A 21,415-nucleotide genomic window follows, 5' to 3' on the forward strand; every position below is an offset into this window, starting at 1 on the left:
GGGCCGGGGGTGAGGCTTAAAAATCCTCGTCCAGGGAGAAGGCGTTTTCGGTCCGCTCGCTCATTACGCCGGCTTTCTGGTACTCGGCCACGCGCTTCTCGAAGAAGTTGGTTTTGCCCTGCAGCGAAATCATTTCCATGAAGTCGAAGGGGTTCGAGGCGTTGTAGATCTTGCTGTAGCCCAGGCTTTGCAGCAGGCGGTCGGCCACAAACTCGATGTACTGGCTCATCGATTTGGCGTTCATGCCAATCAGGTTCACGGGCAGGGCGTCGGTCACGAACTCCTGCTCAATGGTTACCGCGTCGCGGATAATGGCGTGTACGCGCTCCTCGCTCAGCTTGCTTTGCAGGTAGCTGTAGAGCAGGCAGGCGAAGTCGCAGTGCAGGCCCTCGTCGCGGCTAATGAGCTCGTTCGAGAACGTGAGGCCGGGCATCAGGCCGCGCTTTTTCAGCCAGAAAATGCTGCAGAACGAGCCCGAGAAGAAAATGCCTTCTACGGCGGCGAAGGCAATGATGCGCTCGGCGAAATTTTCGGAGTTGATCCACTTCAGGGCCCACTCGCCTTTCTTCTTCACGCAGGGAACAGTCTCCAGCGCGTTAAAGAGACGGTCTTTCTCCTGCGGGTTCTTGATGTAAGTGTCAATCAGCAGGGAGTAGGTTTCCGAGTGGATGTTTTCCATCATGATCTGGAAACCGTAGAAGCAACGGGCTTCGGGCATCTGCACTTCCTGCATGAAGTTCACCGCCAGGTTCTCGTTCACAATGCCGTCCGAGGCTGCGAAGAAGGCCAGTACGTGCGAAATGAAGTGCCGCTCGTTGTCGTTGAGGCTTTCCCAGTCTTTCTGGTCCTGGGAGAGGTCAATTTCCTCCGCGGTCCAGAACGAGGCTTCGGCCTTTTTGTACATCTGCCACACGTCGTTGTTCTGGATGGGGAACAGCACGAAGCGGTTGGGATTTTCTACAAGAAGCGGTTCCATAGGCGAGCAACAAAAGAGAAAACGTAGGTAAAAAAGGCCGGGGTCAAAAACCGTAGGATTCGGCTGTCAACTCTGGCGAAGCAGCAATTGTTTGGCCGGCGCCCAGCAGCAAATGCGGTGGCCCGAAGACCAAAGATAGCCCCACTGCCCGAACGAAACCCGACCAAAAAGGCTTTTTTATGAGTTAAGTTTTTGCTATGCCCTTTAAGGCCGAGTAGGTTCTTGTTTCCCTTAATAAGTCTACAAAACACGGGAAAATATTATTTACGAGAAAAGTTGTCCACATTCGGTGTGTGGAAAATGGAAGTTGTCCACAAATTTGCTATGCGTGTACACGCACTGCGCGTTCCTGCTGGTAGGTTTGGGGGGCTTTTCCGAGGGGAGTATATGATGATTAGCGCGTTAGGCTTGCGTATGTAAAAATGTACTCGTACTTTTGCCTTCCATTTTCAGAAACCCCGCGGAGAACCGATGTACGCAATCGTAGACATAGCCGGCAAGCAGACGAAAGTCGAAGCCAATAAATTTGTGTACGCCCACAAGCTGGCCGGCAACGTCGGCGACTCAGTAGAGTTGGGCAATGTACTGCTGACCGACAACAATGGCACCCTGAGCGTAGGCGCCCCATTCTTGTCCGGCGTTAAAGTAACGGGCACCATCCTTGGCCACGTGCGTGGCGACAAGGTTATCGTGTTCAAGAAGAAGCGTCGTAAGGGCTACAAGAAGCTCAACACGCATCGTCAGGACTTCACCAAAGTAATGATCAACAGCATCGGCTAATTAGTTGTCTGTATTGAGTTGTCAGTTGTCAGGGCCGCTAGGTGATGATAAAATAAACTGACAACCGACAACCGACAACTATCAACCGGCAACTCTCCAAATACCATGGCACACAAGAAAGGCGTAGGCTCTTCCAACAACGGCCGCGAGTCGCATTCCAAGCGCTTGGGCGTTAAAATTTACGGTGGTCAGTCGGTTATTTCCGGCAACATCATCGTGCGTCAGCGTGGCACTAAGCACCACCCCGGCCAGAACGTAGGCATCGGCAAAGACCACACCCTGTTCGCTCTGATCGACGGCACGGTGCAGTTCCGCAAGGGCCGCAAAGACCGCTCGTTCGTAGTGGTAGTTCCAGCTACGGAAGCTGTAGAAGCCGCTGCTGCTTAAGTAGCTGCTTTTCGCTAGCAATACAAAAGCCCGCCTTGGCGGGCTTTTTTGCGTTCGGCCAGACTCAGGTGCTGGTAAGTCTAATGTCCGGCCCAGGTATCGTCGGTAGCCGGCTCCAAGGCATAGAGCACCGGGCGGCTGGGGCTGGCATCTAATTCCAGCATGGTCACCTGCAGGTTCAACAGGTACAGGCCGTCGGGAATGGCATCTGGCACAAAGATGAGTTCCGTAATAGTGGCTTGCGGGCGTAGCGGCGCGGGGTATTGCCAGAACGCGTGGTGAGCGGCCAGTTCGCCGTTGTCCAGTTCCCGGTCCACGCTGGGCAGGTCGAGTAACAGGTGCTCGATGCCTTGCGCTACTAAGTATTCCGCCAGCTCGGCGGCAATGTAAGGAGGGTTGGTGCCAGAATACTGCCGGCTCCGCTTGGCCTCGTTGTTGGGCAGCGTGCGTAGCACCAAGGCTTCGGGCGAGGCGGGTAGGGCTTCCAGTAGTGGGTGCACATCGGCCAGCTCCACCACGTAGTCGCCATTGGGGCGCTGGCGCGGGGCCACCGAAATCAGCTGGGCCACGAAAAGGAAGCGCGTGAGGCAGCGCGGCAGCGTAGCCGCGGGGTCGGGACTAATATGGCCGTAGCACTCGGTGTGCGTGCCGTTGCCGTGGGGCGTAAGGTGCACGCGCTTGTAGTTGGTACTGCCGCCCTCGGCCACCGAGCCCACGAAGTCGCCGACCCGGATAATATCAATTTCCACCGGCTCGGCCCAGAAGCAGTTAACCTGATCGGGACCAGGGGCTAGGGGCAAGGCAATGTCGAGCGGGGTAGCAGGGTTAAAACGGTAGTCGCGGCCGTGGAAGGTGATAATGGCGGTGAGCATGGCGAAAGGAATCGGACGAAGCAGAGGGGCAAATGGGAAAAGCAGTTGCGAGGCTAGTCCCGGCGGCCGCGCTTCGGAATTATACGATGGGCGGCTCGGTGGCGAAGTCGGAAGCCAGCAGGTTTAGAATGCGGCTGACTTCGGCGGCGTGGCTGTACACCATGAAGTGGGTGCCGCCTTCAATAAGGTACTCCACTTTGCGCGGGCCAGGCGGAAAAATCCGGTCTTTGGTTCCCAGAATTTGCACGGCGGAGCCTACGTCGCGGCTGTCCCAACGAAACAGGCTGCGAATGGCCCAGCGGGTATAGCGCGGTTCTTGTTCGTTGAGGATGTGTTTGAACAGCTCGTACTCCTCGCCGTCGTTCACACCGAAGTACCACTTGCCCACGCGCGGAAACCAGCGCAGCACCTGCGGCGGCACCCAATTCTGCACGCCCGTGGCCCGAATCAGGCGCAGCAAGGGCGGCAGCGCGCCGGCTTCGGGAATACTGGATACCAGCGCCACCAGGGCCAGCGGCCGCAGCCGCGCCATTTCCAGCGCCACCGTACCACCAAACGACACGCCCACCAGCCAGCACCGTTGGTCGAGGGGAATGGCCTCGGCCATGCGGGCCGCGTAGGCCGGCAGGGGCTCGTCGGGGTCGGTGGGTTGCAGCCAGTGCAGCACGTGTACGGTACCGCGCAGGGTGAGCCGGGTGAAAATCCGCTCGTCGGCCCCAAGGCCAGGAATGAGGTAGAAAACGGGTTCCGCGGCTTCGCTAGGCATCAAGGCGGCGGTAAATGCCTTCGAGGTAAAACACGTTATCGGCGGCGGCGCGCTCTTCGCTGTCTTCGGGGCTATCCTCGTCGTCCTCTTCCAGGAATTCGTCTTCGTCGGCGGGGTAGGTAAACGACAACTTCAGGGCCAGGCCGGGCAACTCTACGGGCACGCGCTCTTCGCTGGTGTACTCAATCAGGCAAGGCCGCGGCGCTTCGGCCAGGGCTTCGGCAACTTCTTCCTGCAGTTCGCCGGCCCGCTCGCCGGCCTGGCGCAACATTACATCGAGGCTGGCGAAGGGCAGGCCCAGGTGGAAAAAGTAAAGCTGCTGGTCGAAAATGGTGGTAGCCCACACGGTCACGTCGTCGGAGTTATCGAACACAATGGCTCGAATGGTGATTTCCTCCACGAAAAAGTCGGCTCCGTATTCGACGGCGTCAATCAGGCGTTGCATGCGGGAAGGGGTACGCGGTGAGGGAGTTTGTGGAAGGAATGTACGCGGTTGCCGCCAAGGAGTAAACCCTTGGGCGGTCGTAAAAGCGTCTTCAGCCTACTCCTGCTAGTTAACTGCTTGTTGAACTGAGCGTCACAAGCAGCAATGCCCCGTGAATTTTGCGCCGTGCTGCCAGCTTATGGGACGAGCTCGGCGCTATTTAGCGACTTGCGGCGCCAGAAACAGCTCCAGCGTAATCTGGTCGGCCAGCAGCTTGCCGCGGTCGGTGAGGCGCAGTGTGTCGTCGGTGAGCGTGGCCCAGCCGTCGTGCTGCAATTGTTGTAGGTAAGCCGGATGCTGAGCCACCAGATCCACGCCTAAGTGCTGACGCAAGTAAGCCAAGTTGCAGCCGGCCGAGGTGCGCAGGCTGGTCATCAGGTATTCGTTGGCGCGGTCGATGGGGCTTAGGGCTTCGTGGGTGGCGGGCAGCTCGTTGCGCTCCAAAACGGCTTGCACGTACTGGGTGTTGCTGGCCACGGTATACTGCCGGCTCTGCCCATCGAAGGAGTGGGCGCTGGGACCGAGGCCGAGGTAGGGCACGCCCTGCCAGTAGCTGGAATTGTGGCGTGAATGGCGGCCCGGCTGCGCAAAATTGCTGATTTCGTACTGCTCGTAACCGTGCTCGACCGCAGTTTCCAGCAGCAGCTCAAACTGCCGGGCCACAAACTCGTCGGGCGCAGATCGGAACAAGCCCTTGCGCTGCTGACGGCCAAACACCGTTTGCGGCTCAATGGTAAGAGCGTAACACGAAAGGTGCGGCACCTGCAGCGCTACGGCCGCGCGCAAATCCTGCTGCCAAATGGTGTGGTCCCCGTCGGCGGGCACGCCGTAAATCAAGTCGATGCTGATGTTTTCGAAGCCCGCGTCCTGCGCCGTTAGCACCGAACGGCGCGACTCCTCGGCCGAGTGGGCGCGGTTCATGCGGCGCAAATGCGGCTCGTGAAAACTCTGCAGGCCAATGCTCAGACGATTAACCGGCGAAGCGGCTAACTCGTGCAGCTTGGCCGGGGTAAGGTCGTCGGGGTTGGCTTCCAGGGTTACTTCGGCTTCGGGCGCTACCGAGAAATTCCGGTAAATAGCCTCGAATAACGTGGTCAGCTCCGCGGCCGTGAGCAGAGACGGAGTGCCACCCCCGAAATAAATCGTCTGCAGCTCCTCACCGCCGAGGTAGTCGCGGCGGAGCTCCATTTCGCGCACCAGCGCCTGCACCACCTGCTGCTTGCGCCCCAGCGCGGTGCTGAAGTGGAAGTCGCAGTAGTGGCAGGCTTGCTTGCAGAAGGGAATATGAAGGTAGAGTCCGGCCACGCGGGGAGAAGTCGTAAAATTGCGCAACAGCCGGGCGGCGGCGGGAGTTCGTATGGTCCGTAGTTGCTTTCACCAAGCCTTGCCGGCCGCAAAATGCACGCGCGGGGCCACCGTCTGAAATGAAAACCGCTGCCCTTGCGTTAGCTGCCTGCAAATGTACACCCGCATCCTGCTCTTCTGGGGATTGATAGGCTGGCTGAGCGGGTTTCAGCCGGGCGCAGCGCGGGCGCAAACCACTTCGCCGGTGGCCACCCCCAACCTGCCCCCCACGCAGGCCCCACCGCTGCCGCCGCGGACCCCGGCCCCCGATTCGCTGCGGGCGGCCCAGCGCCGCTTGCCGGCCGCTCCGCCCAAGTACGTTCGCCTCGAAACCGAAGCCGCCGACCAGCCCGTGCTGCGCCGCTACCGCCTGCGGTCCGTAGCCGCCGATACGCTGGCGGCCCTGCGTACCGTGCGCGAGCTGGTGCTGGCCCTGCAAGCCGATGCCTACCTCACGGCCTCAGCCGACGAATTGCGCTGGCGCGGCGACACCCTGGTGGCGCAACTGTACGTGGGCGAACCGTTCCGCTGGGCCCGCCTGCAACGCGGCAACCTCGGCGACGACCTGCTGGGCCGCACTGGCTTCCGCGAACGGCTGTATGCCCAGCAGCCGTTCAGCCCCGCCGACCTGGCCCGCCTGCAACAGCGCATACTAACGGCCGCCGAAAACGAAGGCTACCCGTTCGCGCAGGTGCGCCTCGATTCGGTCCGTTTGACCGGTAACGAAGTTTCCGGCACCCTCTTCGTCGACCGCGGACCCATGGTGGTATTCGACTCCATTCAGATTGTGGGCAAAACCAAAACGCGGAAGCGTTTCCTGGGGCGCTACCTGCAAATCGAGCCCAACCAGCCCTACAGCCAGCAGCGCGTGGATGCCGTGGCGCGGCTGCTGCGCCAGCTGCCTTACGTGGTTTTACAGGCTGAACCCGAAGTGCGCTTCGCCAAAGGCAAAGCCCGGGTTTACATTGCCCTCAACGACCGGAACTCCAATCAGTTCGATGCCATTGTGGGCGTATTGCCAAATCCCGTGGCCGGCGTGGGCCAAAAACGGGTGCAGGTAACCGGCGACGTAACCCTGAATCTGCGTAACCTGGGCGGCAGCGGCAAGCAGATGGGCGTGCAGTGGCGCAAGGTAGACGCCGCCTCGCAGCTGCTCGATGCGGGCTACCAGCACCCCAACTTCCTCGGCTCCCCGCTCGACCTGGGCGCCACCTTCAACCTGCTCAAGCAAGCCAACGACTTCCTGACCTTGCGGCCCCGCCTGCAGGTGGGCTACGCCACAGCCCGGGCCGGGCGGCTGAGCTTGTTTGTGGAGCAGCGCAACTCCCGCTTAATCGACACTACGCTCAGGAGGCTCACTGTACTGCCCGAAAATATCGATTCGCGCTACGCCGCCTACGGCCTGGATTACGTGCTAACCCTGCTCGACGACCCGTACTTCCCGCGTAGCGGCTGGCTGTTTACCGCTCAGGGCGCCGTGGGCAACAAAATCATTCGCAAGAACTCCGACCTGAACGAGGCGCTGTACGAGGGCCTGCCGCTGCGCTCCACCCAAATCAGCCTGAGCAGCCGCATAGAGAGGTACTTCCGCTTCGGGCCGCAAACCGTACTGCTCACACGGGTGCGCGGCGAGGCACTGCTTAACCGCCGGCTTTTTCTGAACGATTTGTTTCGCCTGGGCGGACTGGCCACGCTGCGCGGCTTTAACGAACTGGATTTTTACGCCGCCCAATACGGCGTGGGCACCGTGGAGCTGCGCCAGTTCACCGGGCCTGAGGCCTATTTTTTTCTGTTCGTCGACCAGGCTTACCTCCGGCGCGGACTGCCCAACCAGCCGGGTGAAGACGCGCCTACGGGCGCCGGGGCGGGCCTGAGCTTCCGCACCGGTGCCGGCGTTTTCCAGTTTGTGTATTCCTTGGGGCGTACCAACAGCCAGCCGTTCGCATTCGGTGCGTCCAAAATACATTTCGGTATTACCAGCCGTTTCTAGCGTAGGAACACTCTATTGTGATACCGCCGTAGTGTCGGGGGCATACCCGCTGCTGTTGGGTTGCTCGGCGGTGCTGTTGCGCGTAGTGGGCGACTCGGTCGATATCTGGTCGGTATCGTGGTCGGTGGAGCAAGAACCCAGCGTTAGGGCAAACAATACGATGATGAGACCGAGGTGGCGGTTGGTAAAGCGGAGCATAGAAGCAAATACAGGTTTGCCTGTCTTTACGAGCTTGCTCCACCAATGGCTGCGGCGTACGAGAAAGTATTTTGCTCTGATAGTCAGCTAGGAAACGAGTAATTGGCTTCGAATAGTAACCAATGACTAGCAAATCCGAAAAAGCGTAGTACTTTTGCATCACCAAACAGTGCGGGGTGGAGCAGTTGGTAGCTCGTTGGGCTCATAACCCAAAGGTCACAGGTTCGAGTCCTGTCCCCGCTACCTAAAAACGGACCGGTTGCCAATCAGGCGGCCGGTCCGTTGTGTTTTATGCCAAGGGTGCGCGGTAAGCTAGGCGGTCAGAGCGGTGCAGATAGTTAACCGGCCGGTTGCGGCTGGTGGATGGGCAAGGAAATAACGAATTCCGTGTATTCGCCTGCCTGAGTTTCTACGGTAAGCGTGCCGCCCTGTCCTTTGGTAATCAGGTCGTGGCTGAGGGCCAAGCCCAAACCAGGGCCATCTTCGGGGGGCTTGGTGGAAAAAAACCGGTTGAATAGGTTGGGCAGGGCTTCGGCCGAAATGCCGGGGCCGTTGTCGCGCACCCGAATTTCTACGTGCCCATCAATAGCGCGCGTGCTAACCATAACCTGAGGCACGTAGTCCTCTTCGGCTTGCGCCTGGCGCTGCTGTACCGCGTAGAAGGCATTGGAAAACAGGCTGACGAGCACGCGGCCCAAATCGTGGCGCACCACGGGCAGGCTGCCTACTTCCGGATCGAAGCGGGGCAGCAGTGCCGCGTGAAAGTTGCGGTTTTTGGCCCGCACGTCGTGGTAAGTCAGGCGCAGGTAATCCTCCACAAACGCGTTCAGCTCGGTGGCCTGCCGCGGACCGGGGGCGCTATTGGAGTACTCGGCCATGCCGCGTACCACCGAGTCGGCCCGTTGCCCGAACTGCACAATTTTGGCGTAGTTCTGACTTAAATTCAACAGTATTTCGGCCAGGTATTCCTGGTCGTCGAAGCTCATGGGCACTTTGGCCAGCTCCTTGCGCAGCTCTTCCGCCAAGCTTGCATTGATGCCGGCAAAGGTTTTAATCTGGTTCACCGGGTGTTGAATCTCGTAGGCCACACCGGCCATCAGCTCGCCCAGGGAAGCCATTTTTTCGTGTAGCACCAGTTGACTTTGCGCCACCTTCAACTCGTGCAGCATGCGGGCCAGGCTGTCGCGCTGGGTGGTTATTTCCTGCTTCTGCTCCGTTACTTCCTGGTGCAAAACGCGCAGGCGGGCATTGGCGCGGTGCTGCTGGCGGTTGTTGCGCCACAGCAGGCCCGCAATCAGCAACAAAACGGCAACGCCGGCCAACAGCCCATACATCCGCAGGCGCGCCGTAAACCGGCTCTGTTCGTACTCCAATCGGCGCAGGCGCTGCTGCTCGGCGAAACCGATGGCATCAAGCTGCTTGATGCGCTTGGGGTTGTAGAGGCTGTCTTCGGCCATGAGCCGAATGCGCAGGTATTTCAGGGTGCTGTCGTTTTGCTGGCGGGCGGCAAATGTTTCGGCCAGCAGGCTGCTGGTGCGCACCACGCCCACGACGAACGGCAACGAGCGCGCCACCGCCAAAGCCTTGCGGGCGTAGTAAATGCTGGAATCAGGCTGCTGCTGGGCGTGGTAGAGCTCCGACATGTACTGATAAGCCCGGCAGGTGCTGCGGCGGTCGTTTTCAGGGGCCGCGGCCTTCACGCTGCGGCGGTAAAAGCCCAAGGCTTTTTCGGAGTGCCCGTGCGAGGCCTGGAGGAGGCCCAACTCGCGCAAGACGTAAGGAGTGGGGTTACCCCAGCAACTCCAGCGGGTTTCGCGGGCGGGGTCGGTTAGGTGGTAGGCCTGGTTGAGGTACAGCGCTGCCGAATCAAGCTGGCCCCGGCCTTCGTAGCTGGCGCCGAGGTTGGTCAGTACGCTCACTACCTGCGAGTGGTCGGTGGTGTGGAGGTCGTCGTAAAGCGCTTTGGCCCGGAAAAAATACGACAGTGCCGGCCGGTAATCTTCCAGTGCGAAATACAGCAGCCCAATCTGGTTGAGCGTGCGGGCCATGCCTTCGTAGTCGTTGCACTGTTCGTTTAGCTGCAGGGCCTGCAAATCGGTGCGCAGGGCCTGGGGCAGGTTGCCCCGCTCGCTCATGAGAATACCGAGGCGCGAAATGCAGCGGCCTTCGCCCTTAACGTAGCCGATGCGCCGCGCCAGCTCCAAACCTTTGCGGGCGTACCACTGCACCGAATCGAAGCGGGAATAGCGGTAGGAGGCGCTTAAATCGGCCATGAGCAGCACCCGGGTGGTGTCGTGCCGGGCCGCTGCTAGGGCACGGTGCAGAGCGGGGGTTTGGGGGCTTTGCGCACGTAACCCGCCCACCGGAGCAGTTAAAAGCAGCGCAACGAGCAGGACTACCAAGCGGTGGGTCATGCACGAATGTAGAGAACTAAGCTGGTGTAATAAAACCCCGTTGAAATAGGACCCCTAGGAGGCGATGGGGTGGCAGCTAGCCGTTGCCGCCGTCGCCGGATTTTTGGTCGTCGTTGCGGATGCTTTTCTTGGGCCGGGCCGGGCCGGCATCCAGCTTGCCGAAGCGGTAGTTAAAGCTTACGCGGAACTGCCGGTTATAGAAGTAGCTGTTGTTTTGATAATCAAAGCGTTCCGACGCAAGGTTGTTGCGGAACACCAGGGTACGGTTGAAGGGGTTGATAACTGATGCCGTGATGCTGGCTTTCTTGTCGAACAACTCCTTCTTCACGGCCAGGTTATAGGTGCGGTAGCCCGAGGAACGGCCCTGCAGCTCGATGCGGCGCGAGTTAAAAAAGCCGTTGAACTGCGCGCTCCAGCCCTTGTCGAAGGTCCACTGCGAGTTCAGGTTCATGTTAAACATGCCGCCTCCGTTGGTGAGACCCAGCGCGGCGCTGCTCACTTGCCGGTAGTAGAAGTTCACGTTGCCGCTCAGGTTCCACTTCGGCGTAAGCTTCGTCGAGCCAAAGGCGCTCAGCCCGTAGGTGGAGTTGCGGGCTAGGTTTTGGTAGGTGGTGTACAGCACCCGGGTGGTGTCGGTAGTAGGCAGCAGTTCGTTGCTGGGCACCAGGCGCGAAATGCTTTCGATGGCGTTGTTGGTTTGCCGCCAGTAAGCCGAAAACGTAACGGAGCTTTTCTTGATGAACGTGTTGTAACCCAGTTCGTAGGCGTCGGTCAGCTCGGGGTCGATGCGCGGATTGCCGGATGAAATGTTGCGCCGGTCGCTGAGGTTGATGTACGGGTTCAGGTAGAAAATGCTAGGTCGCTGCACGCGGCGGGTGTAGCTGAGCTTGAGCTTGTGGTCCTTGTTCACGTCCCAGGCCGCCTGCAGGTTGGGCGCCAGGTTGGTGAAGTCGGTTTGCAGGCTCACGCCTTCGGTCCGGAAGTCGCCGTTAATGCGGGTGTGCTCGAGGCGGCTGCCGGCTTTAAACGTGAGGCTTTTGCCCACGCTAAAGCCGTACGACGCGTAGCCGGCGTACACAAACTGGTCGTAGCGAAACGCGTTGGAGCGCGCCGGCACCGGCACAAATCCGCGGCCGTCGAGGCTGTCGGCTTCAATGAGGTAGTTGCTATCTACGCGGCGTAGAATGCTTTTCAGGCCCGTTTCCAGCGTGGTAGTGCTATCTAGCGGGTGTACGTAGTCGGTCTGAAAGGTGAGTTCCTGGTTGCGGCTGTCGTTGAAGCTGTTCTCGAGGTAGTCGCGAACTTCGGCGCGGCGTTGGGTAAGGGTGTAATCGGTATTGCCTTGATTGATGCTGTAGAGGGCCAGCACGCTCAACTCCTGCCGCGGCTTGGGCAGCGTGCGGGTATAGCCGAAGTTCAGATCCAAGTTGTTGTCGCGCTGCTTGGTGATAATGTCGCGGCCGAACACATCCTGAAACAGCAGCCGCTCACCGGTGTTCTGCGGCCGGAATATTTGGTATGAGGTGCCCTGAAACCGGTCGTTGGTATAGCCGAAGAGGTTGCCGCGGGCGCTGAGGTTGAATACGTCCTTGGGCGTGAGGTCGTAATCGAGGCCCACTTGGGCAAAGGCGCCACCGCCCAGGTTGGTGAAGTCGCCGCTCTGCCCCAGCTGGCTTTGCGTGGTGTCCGACAAGAACTCGGTACGGTCGGACTGGCTGCGGGCTACGTTGTAAAACACGTTGGTACCCACGTTCGTGTTCAGGCCCACTTTGCCGCGCTTGCTGTTCAGACTGCCGTTCAAAAAGCCACCCCGGTTACCCCCTGCCGCGTTTACTGAGCCGTTCATGCCCTCTAACGAGTTCTTTTTCAAGTTGATGTTCACAATGCCGGCCGTGCCTTCGGCGTCGTACTTGGCCGAGGGCGAGGTAATGACTTCCACCGACTTGATCTGATCGGCCGGGATCTGGCGCAGCGCATCGGCCAGATTATTAGCCAGAATCGTTGACGGCTTGTTGTTAACCAGTACCCGAATGTTGCCCGAGCCGCGCAGCTGCAGGTTGCCGTTCAGGTCCACGCTCAGCAACGGCACCTTCTGCAGCACATCGGAGGCCGTGCCGCCGGCGTTGCTGATGTCCTTGTCGGCGTTGTATACGATGCGGTCGACCTTGTTCTCGATTAGCTCCCGCTCACCTACCACCTTCACCTCGCCTAGCTGCTGCGCAATGGGCGTCAGGGCAATATTGCCTAGGGTCACGCTGGCATCGGCGGTGGCAAACACGACACCTTCCACGGTTTTGGGCTGATAGCCCACAAAACTCACGTTCAGCTTGTAACTGCCGGCCCCAATATTGCCCAGCACGAATTGCCCTTTCTCGTCGCAGGAACCGCCGTTTATCAGTTTGCCCGAAGCCGTTTCCAGCAGGCCCACGTTGGCGTATTCCACCGCCTTGCCGGTGGTGGCGTGTACCACCGTGCCCGTAAGCCGACCCGTACCTTTGCTGATGGGCAGGGTTTGCGCTACGGCCGTGCTAAGCACAAAGAAAAGCAGCACGGTGGCCCGCAGGCGCAGTAAGAGGAGGGGGTAGAATAGACGCATAGCAAGTCTGCCGATTAATGCCGGTTGCCAACGGACAAAAGGAAATCGGCGGCGTTGCTTACTTGTACGAATTATTTCGTAATATTTTTTCGGGCCCCAAAAGCAAGTGTGTTGGCCGGTTGGAGCGAGGTAAAAAGGCAGCAGGCCGGCTCTAGTGGGCCGGCCTGCTCAGTAGCCAGAAGCCGGATGGCGAAACAACCAACGGGTGTTCAGCAAGGCTTGGCGGAAAAGGAAAAAGTTACAACTCACTTAACAAAAAGCTCCGACCCAAAGAATCGGAGTTTTCACCATTACTCTATGAGGTAGCGCCCGATAAATCAAAGCGGTACCTCGACAAAAATAGGTGCTGGCATGCGGTGGCGCTACCACATAATCATGTGATACGCATCCGGTCCGCCGCGGTCAAAATGCCGGACGTGCACCCTGGAAAAGAACCCCGTTTTCGGCCCGAGCGGCCCTGCCTCCGTAAGAAAAGGAAACCAACGCACAGTATGGCACGAACCATTATAGTATCGAACCGCTTGCCCACCAAGGTGCGCCGCACCGACGAGGGCCTGGCGTTTGCGCCGAGCGAAGGGGGACTGGCCACGGGCCTAGGAGCCGTGTACCAGCAGGGCGACAACCTGTGGGTGGGCTGGCCGGGTACGTTTCTGGCCGATGAAGCCGAGCAAAACCAGGTAATAGAGCAGCTGGCGAACGACCACATGCGGCCGGTGTTCCTGACCGAAGACGAAATCCGCGACTACTACGAAGGCTTCAGCAACGAAACCTTGTGGCCTACTTTTCACTACTTCCCGCAATACGCGGTGTACCAGCCCCAGCTGTGGGCCGCGTACCAGGCCGTGAACCGCAAGTTTTGCCAAGCGGTGCTGGACGTGGCCGGCCCCGACGACACCATTTGGGTACACGATTACCAGTTGCTGCTATTGCCCCAACTCCTGCGCGAAGCCCTGCCGCAGAGCACCATCGGCTTCTTTTTGCACATTCCATTCCCCTCCTACGAGCTAATGCGCGTGCTGCCCTGGAACCGCCAGCTGCTGCACGGCATGCTGGGCGCCGACTTGCTGGGCTTTCATACCTACGGGTACATGCGGCACTTCCTCAGCTCCGTTAACCGCCTGCTCGGCCACTCCAACCAGAACGGTATGGTGGAAGTGGGCCAGCGCACGGTACTGGTCGATTCCTTCCCCATGGGCATCGATTACGACAAGTACGCTACCACGGCCGCCTCCGGCGAAGCCCGGCGCCTTGAGCAGGAATACCGGCAAGCCATTGGCGAAGACGTACACGTGGTGCTCAGCATCGACCGGCTCGACTATACTAAAGGCATTGCCGAGCGCCTGCGGGCCTTTGAACTGCTGCTGCAAACCTCGCCCGAGCTGCTGGGCAAGGTTACCTTGCTCATGCTGGTAGTACCCTCGCGCGACCAAGTGGAGCAGTACAAGCAGCTGAAAGAGGAAATCGACGAGCTGGTAGGGCGAATTAACGGCGACTACCGCACCATTAACTGGACGCCTATTCAGTATTTCTACCGCTCGTTTCCGCCCGAGGAGTTGGCCGCACTCTACCGCCTGGCCGATGTGGCTTTGATAACGCCCATGCGCGACGGCATGAATCTGGTGGCCAAGGAGTTTGTAGCCAGCAAGACCGAAGGCCGCGGCGTGCTCATCCTGAGCGAGCGGGCCGGCGCCGCCCGCGAATTGTCTGATGCCCTCGTTATCAACCCCACCGATACCGAAGAGGTGGCCCGCACCCTGCACCGGGCGCTGCACATGCCCCCAAGCGAGCAGCAGCAGTACTTGGCCAGCATGCAGGCCGTGGTGCGCCGCTACGACGTGCACAACTGGGTGGAGGTGTTCATGAACCGCCTCGCCTACATCAAAATCAAACAACAAGTAATGGCCACCGATACCCTGGATGCCGCTGAGCTGGCGCAATTGCAAACCGACTACCACGCCGCCCAACGCCGCCTGCTGTTTCTCGATTACGATGGCACGCTAGTGGAATTTGACAACAACCCGCAGCACGTGCGGCCCGACGCGGCGCTGCGGCAGCTACTCCAGGACCTCTGCGCCGATGCGCGTAACCGCGTGGTCATTATCAGCGGCCGCGACCGGGACACGCTTTGGAAATGGCTGGGCGACTTGCCGCTCGATTTCATTACCGAGCACGGCGTGTGGCTGAAGCGCGCCGGCGAGGACTGGGGCATGATTCAGGCCCTGCGCAACGACTGGAAGCGCGAAATACGGCCGCTGCTGGAGCTGCACGTGTCGCGCACGGCCGGCTCGTTTGTGGAGGAGAAAGAATACTCGCTAGTGTGGCATTACCGCAAGACCGACGACGAGTTGGGCGAGTTGCGGGCCCGCGAGCTGGTAACCCACCTGAGCTTTGTGGCCGGCAGCACCGGCTTACAGGTATTGGAAGGCAACAAGGTTATCGAAATCAAGAATGCCGGTATTGATAAGGGCGTGGCCGCGGCCCGTTGGGTGCAGGAGTTCGAACCCGACTTCATCCTGGCCCTCGGCGACGACCGCACCGACGAGGACACCTTCCGCGCCTTGCCCAACGATGCATATACCGTGAAGGTGGGCACGCGGCCCCGCTCGCTGGCGCGCTTCCACGTAGAGTCGAGCCGGGAGGTGCGGGAGTTATTGGCTGGGCTGATGGCAGTGCCGGCAGCGCCGTAAACATGCGCCGGCTAAACAGCGAGGATTTTCGTTAATGTTAATTGTTTAGAACGATTTTAAACAACGCTTGCAAAAGTAGGTTTCACTTGCAAATTTTGCCGCTGTTTAAAATCGTTCTAAACAATGCCGCGTTTACTACACCTCTTGGCTCTGCTATGGAGTCTCTCACTTCCCCTTCTTTCTTCTGCTACTAACTACGCCGACGGCCCCGACCGAGGCAGCGTGGCCGGTACGGTGCGCACTGCGGCTGGCCAGCCCGCTGCATTTGTGAGCATAGCCGTGCAAGGCACCACGCTGGGCACCACTGCCGACGAGCAAGGCCGCTACCGGTTGGAGCGCGTACCAGCCGGCGCGCAGGTGCTGGTAGTGCAGGGAGTGGGTTTTGAGCCGCAGCAGCAACCCGTAAACGTGGTGGCCAACCAAACGGTGCAGGTACAACTAGAACTGATACCTGCGGCCAACAGCCTGAGCGAGGTAACCGTGACCGGCCGCAGCTACACCACCTACCGCCGCGACGCCACCAACATTGCTACTCGCTCGGAAACGCCCCTACGCGACATTCCGCAGAGTGTGCAGGTACTGCCCGAGGCCTTGCTGCGCGACCAGCAGGTGCAGCTTCTGCAGGAAAGCATCCGCAACCTGGCCGGTATCAGCCAGTTTGGCGGCTACAACGACTTCAACATGCGCGGCTTCCGGTCGACTACCGGCAACTTTGCCTTCAACGGGCAGCGTTTGGGCAGTTCTTCGTACACGCCGCAGCCTACTTACAATCTGGAAAGCGTAGAGGCTATTAAGGGGCCGGCATCGGTGCTGTATGGGTTTGCGGCGCCGGGCGGCATCATCAACCAAACCACCAAGCTGCCCCAGGCCGAAGCCCGGCGCGAAGTGCGCCTGACCTACGGTAGCTTTAATCAGCTGCGCGGCGTGCTGGACGCTACTGGTCCGCTTTCTGCCGATGGCAAGCTGCTTTACCGCGTGGTAGCGGGCGCCGAGCGCACCGACCACCAGATGCGCGACTGGAAAACCCGCAACGTGTTCGTGAACCCCTCGCTTACGTTCCGCCCCTCCGAGCGCACCGACCTAACGCTCACGGCCTCGTACTTTCACCAGAACGAAAATGGCGGCACGTGGTACAACCGCGGCATTATGGCCGTGGAAGGCGACCTAAACGTGCTGCCCCGTAATTGGAGCCACCACGACGCCGACGACCGCGGCCACGACCGAATTGCCAACGTGCAGCTGCTGAGTCAGCACCGCTTCAGCGAAAAACTTAGCGTAAACGTGCTGGCCCGCTACAGCTACTATAACTCGCTGCAGCAGTACCACCACGTTAACCGCCGCAGCTACAACCCGGCCACGGGCACCATCGGGCGTCACTTCCGCGACTTCGACGACTACAGCAACGACGTGTTCGTGAACGGCTACCTGACCTGGAAGCCCGCCACCGGCCCCGTGGAACACACTATCCTGGCGGGCCTCGATTACGGCAACACTCAGCGCCGCTACACTTATGCCCAGAGCTACGAGGGCGTAGCCGGCCTGAACATTTTCAACCCGCAATACGGCGGCCTCGACCGCGGCACATACCGCGGCGAAGGCTACAACGCCCGCTACCAGAACCCCACCGCTTTTGTGGGCGGGTATGTGCAGGACCAACTGACCCTCACGCCCCAACTGAAAGCCGTGTTGGGTTTGCGCTACGATTACTATCGCACCAGCAGCCTCGACGAAGACCGCACGGAATTCGTTTCCGACCCCGCCCAGGCCATTGTGGTAACCCGCGACACTTCCACGGCCTCGGCGTTGGTGCCGCGCGCTGGCCTGGTGTACCAGCCGCTGCCGCAGCTAAGCTTGTACGGCTCTTACAGCCAGAGCTTCGAACCGCAATACTCCAACCTGCCCCGTTCCGGCGGCCCCTTCGACCCCGAAACCGGCAAGCAGTGGGAAGTGGGCGCCAAAACCGAGCTGCTGAACCGCCGGCTCATCGGCTCGGTGGCCTTGTACCGCATCCGAAAGGTGAATATCCTGACCACCGACCCCACCGACGCCGACGGACAGCGCCAGATTGCCGGCAACGAAGCCACCAGCAAGGGCGTGGAAGTGTCCCTCACGGGCCGTGTGCTGCCTGGCCTGAACGTGATAGGTAACTACGCATACAACGAAACGCGCATCACCAAAAACGGCAACCCCGACCTGCCCTACGGTTCGCCGTGGTTTGAAAACGCGCCCAACCACCTAGCCAATCTTTGGGCGGTGTACACCGTGCAGCGCGGCGCTTTGTCGGGTCTCGGTTTTGGGGGCGGCGCCTATCACGTGGGCAAACGCTACAGCTTCGATTCGGGCTTCTCCATCCCGGCTTATCAAACCTTCGATGCGGTAGTGAACTACCAATACAAGAACGTGTCGGTGGCTCTGAATGCCTATAACCTGACGGATGCCCGCTACTACTCCGGCGTGTTCTTCCGCGATATTGTGTGGGTGGGTAACGGCCGTTCTTTCCGCCTCACAGCCGGTTACTCCTTCTAATAGCGCACTGGTTTTGAGTTATTTCTTTTAAGCTGAAGCCGTTCACGAACAACCAATAACGCAAGACTGAAAACCAACAAATGGCCCGTTCCACGTTCACCCGTCGTCTGTTTGCGCTGCACAGTTGGTTAGGCCTGGGCACGGGCCTGCTGCTGCTGGTGATTAGCTTAAGCGGCGTGGCGTTGGTATTCGAGCCCGAACTGGACCACGCTTTAAACCCCACCTTGTTGCGCGTGCCGGCGCCGCCCGTCGGCGGCAAAGCTTCGCTGGATAATGTAATGGCCGCCGCCCGGCAGCGGTTTCCGCAGCCCGCTTACCTGCGCTTGCGCCGACTGCCCGAGGAGCCCACGCAAGCCGTGGAAGTCAGCGTAGACCAACCCGACCACCGCTGGACGCTGGCCTATTTCGACCCCTACACCGCCCGCTACCTGGGCCAGCGTGATGCCCGGGCGCACGTGTTCGGCTGGCTGCTGGGGGTACACTACAGCCTGTGGGGCGGCAAATCCGGTGAGTTGGTAGCGGGCGTGCTGGGCGTGCTGCTGGTTTTGAGCGTACTAACAGGAGTGGTGGTATACCGGAAGCATCTGTTGCCCGTTCTGTTGTTTCGGCCGAAGCTGAACTGGAAGAACTGGCGCACCGCGGCCTCGGGGCTGCACCGCGTGATAGGCGTCTGGAGCTTGGTATTTAACCTGCTCATGGCCGGCAGCGGCGTATGGATGCTGCGCGCCGTGTTCTGGCCCGAAACATACCAGCCCGAAACAGTAAAAGCGCTACTGGCGCAGCCAATCGTGCCCGTTTCCCTAGACTCGCTAGCCGCTACGGCTGCCCGCGCGCTGCCCGGTTTTCAGTTGCAAGGCCTGGCGCTGCCCAAAACCGCGGCCGATACCGTGGTCAGTGCTTATGGAAAGCTGCCCAATGCCACGCTGCTCGGTAACTTTAGCCAAACCATAGAACTGCATGCCCGCACCGGCCACGTGTTGAAAGCCGATGATATACGCCGCGCAAGTGTTGGCGAAAAGCTGGAGCTAACGGCCTTTACCCTGCACTTCGGGCAGTTTGGCGGAGTGCTGGTGAAGGTGCTTTGGGCTGTGTTGGGCCTCTCACCGGCACTGCTCAGCTTAACCGGTTTTATGCTGTGGTGGCGCCGGAAACGGGTGCGTACCCAGGCCAAGCCGCAACTCCACCAACGGGTAATGCAGACGTCGTAAACGGAGAGCAGGCAAATCAGAGGAAGTTGGGGCGGTCGAGCTTCTTGGCAATGCGGTAGGCAGCGTTTACCAAGCCCACATGGCTGTACGCCTGCGGAAAGTTGCCCCACTGCGAGCCGGTACGCGCGTCCACGTCTTCGCTCAGCAGCCCCAAGTGGTTGGTGTAGCGCAACAGCTTCTCGAACTCGCGGGTGGCATCGTCCAGCCGGCCCACGCAGGCCAGGGCTTCAATGTACCAGAAAGAGCAGATGAGGAAGGTCGTTTCGGGCGTGCCAAAATCGTCGGCGTGGCGGTAGCGATAAAACAAGCCTTCGGGCGTTTTCAGCTCCTGCTCCAAGGCCGCTAAGTGGGTGCGGGCCCGCTCGGAGTCAGGCGGGAGGTAGCCCATCAGAATGAGCTGCAGGCCGCTGGCATCGAGGTGGGGCGAGCCAATAGCGTTGGTATATACCCCGCGGGCGGGGTCGTAGCAGGCCTCAATCTTCTCCTGGGCCTGCTGCATCAGGTCGGCGGCTTCGGCGGCCATGTCGTGCAGGCCGAAATACTTGGCCACTTTGTGCGCCGCATGCGCCCCCGCCCAGTGGAATAGGTAAGTGTAGCAGTGGTATTGGGCCAGGTTGCGGAACTCCCACAGGCCGGCATCGGGCTGGTTCATGGTGCGCCCGATAAACGACAGCGCCTCGCGCATGAGCTTTTCGGAGTGGGCACGTTCGGACGTTACAAAGCGGCGGTCCACGTACAGCGGCAGCAGGGCCACCAGCACCTGCCCGTACACGTCGTTCTGAATGTGCGTGTAAGCATCGTTGCCTATGCGCACCGGTTGGTTGCCGTGGTAACCCTCCAGGTCCAGTTCCTGCTCAATCAGTTCCGATGCCCCGCTGATGGAATACAGCGGCTGGTACTTGTCGCCGATTTTGGTGGAAATGTTGGCAATGAAATGGAAATACTGCTCCATTTCCTCGAAGTGGCCGATGTTGTTGAATGCGTTCAGAATGTAGAACGTGTCGCGCATCCAGCAGTAGCGGTAGTCCCAGTTGCGGCCCGAGCCAGGTGCCTCCGGTAACGACGTGGTAGTGGCCGCAATGATGGCGCCGGTGTCTTCGTACTGGTGCAGTTTCAGGGCCAGGGCCGAGCGGATAACTTCGGTTTGGTAGAAGTTGCTGATGCTGGTGCTCTTCACCCAGGTGCGCCAGTACTGAATGGTGCGCTGCAGAAACTGCTCGCAAGTGGTTTCCAGAGCGGCTTCCAGGGGCGCGCCGTAAGTCAGTACGAGGTACTTGGTTTCGGTGAGGGCGAAATCCTCTTCGTCGAGTACGTAACTCAACGGCACGTTCGTGGTCAGCCGAATTTCCTCGGCCAGGCCCAGAAACGCAATGTGGTTAGAGGAGCGGCGCGCTGTGAGCTGAGTTTGGCCGTAGTTGCCCACCGGGCGGCACACGGCCCGCACCCGCGGCGTACCGGCCAGCGGCTCCAGCTTCCGAATGAACATCAGCGGCTTGTAGTACCGCTCGTATTGCTGAAAGCGCGGCGCGAAATCGGTAACGCGGTAGCGGCCGCCCGCGCACTCTACCTCGGTGCAAAGCACGTTGGTGTTGTCGAGGTAATATTGGTGGGTGCTGAACTCGCCAGCGGCAGGCTGCAGGCTGAAGGCACCGCCTTTGGCCTGATCGAGCAGGCCGCCGAAAACGAAGCCGCTATCGAAACGCGGCCAGCAAAGCCACTGCAAAGAGGTGTCCTGGCGGATGAGGGCGAGGTAGGCGCAGTTGCCTACCAGGCCCATATCGTAGGTGTGTCGGGTGCTCATGGGGCCGGGCTGAAGCGGCCATGCGGGGCCGCTGGTAAGCTACCGTGTACCCCAAGCAGCGCCGTGGGGTTACGGTAGGTCAGCCAGGCCCGGCACTAAAGCAGCGCGGCGGCCGAGGCCGTTGCGGCGGCTCCTAGGGCCAGCCACACCCGCAGCAGAACGGTGGTCAGCTGCAATTTTTTCTCCAACAACACGTAGCGGGGGCCGAAACTCTGTTCCATAGTAAGGTAGGGTGAAGGTGCGCAAACGAGTAGAAGCAAAAAGCAAGGTAAGGGTTGCCTGGGTAGAAAAACTTAATGGAAACTTTGATTAATACCGATTAGTAGGGTCGCTGAAATCTTGCGGGCCGAATCGGGGATGGAGCGCGGTGCCCCTGGGTCGCGGTG

General features: G+C 60.0%; 16 protein-coding genes and 1 tRNA gene. 7 read left to right on the forward strand and 10 right to left on the reverse strand.

Going from position 1 to position 21,415, the window contains the following annotated elements; translation table 11 throughout:
• Positions 1-16 precede the first annotated feature (16 nt).
• Positions 17-976 (reverse strand): ribonucleoside-diphosphate reductase small subunit, encoded by a 960-nt coding sequence (locus ABD903_RS19645; protein WP_345227014.1) that lies wholly within the window; start codon positions 974-976, stop codon positions 17-19.
• 471 nt (positions 977-1,447) lie between these two features.
• Here ABD903_RS19645 and rplU point away from each other — a divergent pair, with 471 nt between their 5' ends.
• Both rplU and rpmA read left to right on the forward strand, forming a co-directional pair.
• Positions 1,448-1,756 carry a 50S ribosomal protein L21 gene (rplU, locus tag ABD903_RS19650; protein ID WP_345227015.1) on the forward strand — a complete coding sequence of 103 codons (309 nt, stop codon included), beginning with the start codon at positions 1,448-1,450 and terminating at the stop codon, positions 1,754-1,756.
• Between the two features lie 105 nt (positions 1,757-1,861).
• Positions 1,862-2,143, forward strand: coding sequence for a 50S ribosomal protein L27 (gene rpmA / locus ABD903_RS19655; protein WP_345227016.1), 282 nt, complete (start codon positions 1,862-1,864; stop codon positions 2,141-2,143).
• 80 nt (positions 2,144-2,223) lie between these two features.
• Here rpmA and ABD903_RS19660 read toward each other — a convergent pair whose 3' ends face one another.
• The 4 genes from ABD903_RS19660 to hemW all read right to left on the reverse strand — a co-directional run bounded on the left by ABD903_RS19660 (position 2,224) and on the right by hemW (position 5,570).
• Positions 2,224-3,015, reverse strand: coding sequence for a cyclase family protein (locus tag ABD903_RS19660; protein WP_345227017.1), 792 nt, complete (start codon positions 3,013-3,015; stop codon positions 2,224-2,226).
• Between the two features lie 79 nt (positions 3,016-3,094).
• On the reverse strand, positions 3,095-3,781 hold the full coding sequence (locus ABD903_RS19665; RefSeq protein ID WP_345227018.1) for an alpha/beta fold hydrolase: 687 nt from the start codon (positions 3,779-3,781) through the stop codon (positions 3,095-3,097).
• A complete protein-coding gene (locus ABD903_RS19670) occupies positions 3,774-4,226 on the reverse strand; it encodes a hypothetical protein (protein ID WP_345227019.1) in 453 nt (150 codons plus the stop codon). The genes ABD903_RS19665 and ABD903_RS19670 overlap by 8 nt, the downstream gene beginning before the upstream one ends.
• A 195-nt stretch (positions 4,227-4,421) precedes the next feature.
• Positions 4,422-5,570, reverse strand: coding sequence for a radical SAM family heme chaperone HemW (hemW, locus tag ABD903_RS19675; protein WP_345227020.1), 1,149 nt, complete (start codon positions 5,568-5,570; stop codon positions 4,422-4,424).
• A 154-nt stretch (positions 5,571-5,724) separates the two neighbouring features.
• Between hemW and ABD903_RS19680 the strand changes: the two genes are divergently transcribed.
• A complete protein-coding gene (locus ABD903_RS19680; RefSeq protein WP_345227021.1) occupies positions 5,725-7,599 on the forward strand; it encodes a BamA/TamA family outer membrane protein in 1,875 nt (624 codons plus the stop codon).
• Positions 7,600-7,611: 12 nt separating this feature from the next.
• On the opposite strand, the gene ABD903_RS19685 is transcribed toward ABD903_RS19680, so the two are convergent.
• Positions 7,612-7,797 (reverse strand): hypothetical protein, encoded by a 186-nt coding sequence (locus ABD903_RS19685; RefSeq protein WP_345227022.1) that lies wholly within the window; start codon positions 7,795-7,797, stop codon positions 7,612-7,614.
• Positions 7,798-7,967: 170 nt separating this feature from the next.
• Between ABD903_RS19685 and ABD903_RS19690 the strand changes: the two genes are divergently transcribed.
• Positions 7,968-8,040 (forward strand) — tRNA-Met (locus ABD903_RS19690).
• A gap of 95 nt (positions 8,041-8,135) precedes the next feature.
• Here the strand turns inward: ABD903_RS19690 and ABD903_RS19695 are convergent.
• Complete coding sequence (locus tag ABD903_RS19695) at positions 8,136-10,211, reverse strand: tetratricopeptide repeat-containing sensor histidine kinase (RefSeq protein ID WP_345227023.1); 2,076 nt, start codon at positions 10,209-10,211, stop codon at positions 8,136-8,138.
• Positions 10,212-10,287: 76 nt separating this feature from the next.
• The gene (locus ABD903_RS19700; protein ID WP_345227024.1) at positions 10,288-12,807 is read right to left on the reverse strand and encodes a TonB-dependent receptor; all 2,520 of its coding nucleotides are present in this window, start codon (positions 12,805-12,807) and stop codon (positions 10,288-10,290) included.
• A gap of 491 nt (positions 12,808-13,298) precedes the next feature.
• Between ABD903_RS19700 and ABD903_RS19705 the strand changes: the two genes are divergently transcribed.
• From ABD903_RS19705 to ABD903_RS19715, 3 genes are all read left to right on the forward strand, one after another.
• Entirely contained in the window at positions 13,299-15,494 is a 2,196-nt protein-coding gene (locus ABD903_RS19705; protein WP_345227025.1) for a bifunctional alpha,alpha-trehalose-phosphate synthase (UDP-forming)/trehalose-phosphatase, read from the forward strand.
• Positions 15,495-15,617: 123 nt separating this feature from the next.
• Positions 15,618-18,020, forward strand: a complete 2,403-nt coding sequence (locus tag ABD903_RS19710) for a TonB-dependent siderophore receptor (protein WP_345227026.1) — start codon at positions 15,618-15,620, stop codon at positions 18,018-18,020.
• An 80-nt stretch (positions 18,021-18,100) separates the two neighbouring features.
• On the forward strand, positions 18,101-19,228 hold the full coding sequence (locus ABD903_RS19715; protein ID WP_345227027.1) for a PepSY-associated TM helix domain-containing protein: 1,128 nt from the start codon (positions 18,101-18,103) through the stop codon (positions 19,226-19,228).
• Positions 19,229-19,244: 16 nt separating this feature from the next.
• Here the strand turns inward: ABD903_RS19715 and ABD903_RS19720 are convergent, their stop codons facing one another.
• Positions 19,245-21,029 carry a glycoside hydrolase family 15 protein gene (locus ABD903_RS19720; RefSeq protein WP_345227028.1) on the reverse strand — a complete coding sequence of 595 codons (1,785 nt, stop codon included), beginning with the start codon at positions 21,027-21,029 and terminating at the stop codon, positions 19,245-19,247.
• A 95-nt stretch (positions 21,030-21,124) separates the two neighbouring features.
• Positions 21,125-21,250: a hypothetical protein gene (locus ABD903_RS19725; RefSeq protein ID WP_345227029.1), complete on the reverse strand. Its 126-nt coding sequence runs from the start codon at positions 21,248-21,250 to the stop codon at positions 21,125-21,127.
• Between the last annotated feature and the right edge of the window lie 165 nt (positions 21,251-21,415).

The organism is Hymenobacter koreensis (assembly GCF_039541855.1).
Taxonomy (GTDB): Bacteria; Bacteroidota; Bacteroidia; order Cytophagales; family Hymenobacteraceae; genus Solirubrum; species Solirubrum koreensis.

Excerpts from the sequence above, each read along its gene's own strand:
- ABD903_RS19705 (WP_345227025.1), top strand. The coding sequence starts at position 13,299 with ATGGCACGAACCATTATAGTATCGAACCGCTTGCCCACCAAGGTGCGC.
- rpmA (WP_345227016.1), top strand. The coding sequence starts at position 1,862 with ATGGCACACAAGAAAGGCGTAGGCTCTTCCAACAACGGCCGCGAGTCG.
- ABD903_RS19710 (WP_345227026.1), top strand. The coding sequence starts at position 15,618 with ATGCCGCGTTTACTACACCTCTTGGCTCTGCTATGGAGTCTCTCACTT.
- ABD903_RS19665 (WP_345227018.1), bottom strand. The coding sequence starts at position 3,781 with ATGCCTAGCGAAGCCGCGGAACCCGTTTTCTACCTCATTCCTGGCCTT.
- ABD903_RS19680 (WP_345227021.1), top strand. The coding sequence starts at position 5,725 with ATGTACACCCGCATCCTGCTCTTCTGGGGATTGATAGGCTGGCTGAGC.
- ABD903_RS19660 (WP_345227017.1), bottom strand. The coding sequence starts at position 3,015 with ATGCTCACCGCCATTATCACCTTCCACGGCCGCGACTACCGTTTTAAC.
- ABD903_RS19685 (WP_345227022.1), bottom strand. The coding sequence starts at position 7,797 with ATGCTCCGCTTTACCAACCGCCACCTCGGTCTCATCATCGTATTGTTT.
- ABD903_RS19725 (WP_345227029.1), bottom strand. The coding sequence starts at position 21,250 with ATGGAACAGAGTTTCGGCCCCCGCTACGTGTTGTTGGAGAAAAAATTG.
- ABD903_RS19715 (WP_345227027.1), top strand. The coding sequence starts at position 18,101 with ATGGCCCGTTCCACGTTCACCCGTCGTCTGTTTGCGCTGCACAGTTGG.
- ABD903_RS19645 (WP_345227014.1), bottom strand. The coding sequence starts at position 976 with ATGGAACCGCTTCTTGTAGAAAATCCCAACCGCTTCGTGCTGTTCCCC.
- ABD903_RS19695 (WP_345227023.1), bottom strand. The coding sequence starts at position 10,211 with ATGACCCACCGCTTGGTAGTCCTGCTCGTTGCGCTGCTTTTAACTGCT.
- ABD903_RS19670 (WP_345227019.1), bottom strand. The coding sequence starts at position 4,226 with ATGCAACGCCTGATTGACGCCGTCGAATACGGAGCCGACTTTTTCGTG.
- ABD903_RS19720 (WP_345227028.1), bottom strand. The coding sequence starts at position 21,029 with ATGAGCACCCGACACACCTACGATATGGGCCTGGTAGGCAACTGCGCC.
- ABD903_RS19700 (WP_345227024.1), bottom strand. The coding sequence starts at position 12,807 with ATGCGTCTATTCTACCCCCTCCTCTTACTGCGCCTGCGGGCCACCGTG.
- rplU (WP_345227015.1), top strand. The coding sequence starts at position 1,448 with ATGTACGCAATCGTAGACATAGCCGGCAAGCAGACGAAAGTCGAAGCC.